This is a genomic window from Moorena sp. SIO2C4 (assembly GCF_010672485.1).
GTDB lineage: Bacteria > Cyanobacteriota > Cyanobacteriia > Cyanobacteriales > Coleofasciculaceae > Moorena > Moorena producens.
The window spans coordinates 1-2687 of record NZ_JAAHGN010001027.1 but is presented as its reverse complement, the minus strand read 5'-3'; the positions used below and the strand labels follow the sequence as shown (position 1 = coordinate 2687).

The window sequence follows — 2687 nt, the reverse complement described above, 5'->3', positions numbered from 1 at the left end:
GGATCTATCGATACTAAGTTTTGGTGTCTTGAAGCCATTTTGAGGTGTTTTTTGATAACTAGCAACTTAGGTTAGTAGTAGGGTGGATAATGCCCACCCTAGCAGAACTTACGCAGCAATTCTATCTGTAGCTTCCGTTAATAATGCCCCCTACTACTTATAGAGTGTGTTGCGCAGTATTGAGTAACTCCTGCCTAGTGGTACTTAAACAGATATCAAGCCCAAATAAAGCCCAAAGCAGCTTTGTAAGCGAAGAATAGGTTGCGATTTTGAGTCAGCCACTCCACAAAACGGAAAGACATCGCTGCTCCGTTACGCCTCTAATGACTCAGGAAAGGTTTTTAAAGGTTTGTTAGCCCAACGTCTTCTTAACCCTCCAGTTAAGGTGTGCCATAAAATAAATGTATAGGCACAAAACACAAGAATGAAATGTCTCAGCAAGCTGCGAGCATCTCTGACTTGATATTCTTTAAGCCCTAACCATCCTTTGGCTTCTCGATCGAAAACTTCCACCCAATTCCTTTGAGCATAGCTAGTTACTATCCACTCGGCTGTGGCTTTTGTTGAGTCAACATTGGTAATCAAATAGTCAATCTCACGCTTCTTGGTCGAAGGTCGAGGCCTGATTGACGATAGCAATTGTTCTCGTTCCTTCGAGCTGTGATAGTTCAACTTCAACAGTGGCCACCCAAACTGTTTTCGATTGATTTAGATTGAGGTTAACCGGGATAAAAGCTGAGCCAGGCAAGACTGATGCTAATTTATCTAAGGGAATTTCCTCTCTGTTATTTGCCGATGTTTGACTTATAACTTGGCGGTTTTTGGCTAATCCCCCTAAATACTTTAGTTTCCTTTTTTCCAGCTTATGCAGAAATGTTGTGTTATTTCCATAGCCAGCATCAATTACCACGTACCCCGGTCGGTATCCTCTCAGCAAGCTGCGGTCAATTAACCCTAAAGCTAGCTCCGGCTTTTTCTTGAATTCAGGGTCTTTGTTTCCCTGAGGTAAAGAACTGGCGTGTTGATATAACTCTAAATCTAATGGTAGGCTTTTTTGGCCATCATATAGATCAGTTGTTACCACTACTACCCCATTATCGATTTTACCGATTTCGACCATGTACTGCCGTCCCACTCCGGCTGTGAAATTGCCGCTTTTTCGCGAGTCCTGAGTCATCAACAATTAACGTGAATCCTCTACTGATCCGGGTTTGGCTACACTGATTCATCACGATCAGGCGGCGTTCAACCGGTTCGGCTGACCAGGGCGCTTCCGTCAAAAAGCGATGCAGTCGGCCAAAGGGGGTTTCCCCCACTCGCTATTGCATCAAGACAATGATGTAATCGGTGGTAAGTCACTCCCACAGGGTTATAAGCCATTTGAGACAGGTTTTTTCGTTCACTTTCCCCTAATAATCCACCTATATAGTTCCTAAACTCCCGTTTTTGGGCTTTATGGGTCCAGACATCATCAAAGGGTTTACACCATCGTTCGAAGCAAGGGGGCAAGGGGTGCGGGAGTTGTCTCTTTCATTCCTCAAGTCTTAACGTGAAATGTCGGCCATAACTGTATTATACCTTTATTGATTCTCGATTTTAGTTTAAGTACCAATAGAATGATTTTTTATAAATAACCCGTCCCATCCGACCTATTCGGCCATAAGCGCGGTTTTATACACACTATGTTCGGTAGAGCCCAATAACTTTAATACTGGTCTTAGTATTGCTTTTTGCTGATCACAATTACTGGCACCTCTTTTGTTGAGGAAGCGATGCAGCTTCGGAACAGGGGAGGCAGCGCCGCCAAAGGGGGTTCCCCCCACTCGCGCTTTGCCGTGGTTTCCCCCGGAGACGAAACCTTAGACAGGGGAGCCTTTATGGTTGGTAGGCTATGCAGATGCATGGTTAAAACTTATTGATTAAGAATTCGCGCAAAAATAACTTTCCCTATTTAGACGTTGATTGAGGCAGGATAGCATAGTTCCATTCTCCATGAAAAAATTCTCGCACAATCTGCACCTCATTAAAGTCTTTTTCCCTAACTTTTATGCCAGTTTTATAGTCATTTTTGTCCAATTCAGCTTGGATATTAAGTCCGGTATTAGTCGTAGTATGACTAATTAAATTTACGACAACTTCTTGACTTGTTAAAGGTCTACCTCTCCAGTTTTTTGTTATGTGACAAAACCTTCGATGTTCAATTTTATTCCATTTGCTTGTCCCGGGAGGCAAATGGGATACTTTGATGGTCAATCCGATTTCCGTCGCTAATTTTTGTAACTCACTTTTCCCTAATCTAATTCGATAGCCATTACTGCCACCAGAGTCAGCTGTTATCAGTATTTCTTTAGCTGCTGGATAAACTTTTTTTCCCATATTTTTCCACCATTGACGAATGGAAGCTACGGCTCTCTCAGCTGTATCATGACTTATTCCTACGTTGACCCATCCCGAGTTATCAGTTACATCATAAACGACCTCAGGAATTACTTTTCCTTGTTCTGGATCAGGAAAATCATGAATTTTAACTTGAAGTGGCTCTTTTTTTCGATGCCACTCTTGTCCTACGTTGCGATAATTTCCAATCAATTCTTTTTTTTTTGTATCTACTGAAATTACTGGCTGATTACGCTCTTGAAAATCTTTGACTTTCTCATTAATGTATTGAAATTGAGCATCTCTATCTA

1 protein-coding gene and 1 pseudogene are annotated in these 2687 nt (G+C 42.1%); both read right to left on the bottom strand.

The annotated features are described in order from the left end of the window. Window positions 1-215: 215 nt before the first annotated feature. Window positions 216-1534: pseudogene (locus F6K20_RS33145) on the bottom strand (IS701 family transposase). Window positions 1535-1947: 413 nt separating this feature from the next. Next, window positions 1948-2687: ISAzo13 family transposase (locus F6K20_RS33140; protein WP_287297595.1), on the bottom strand; the 740-nt coding region annotated here is incomplete at its 5' end.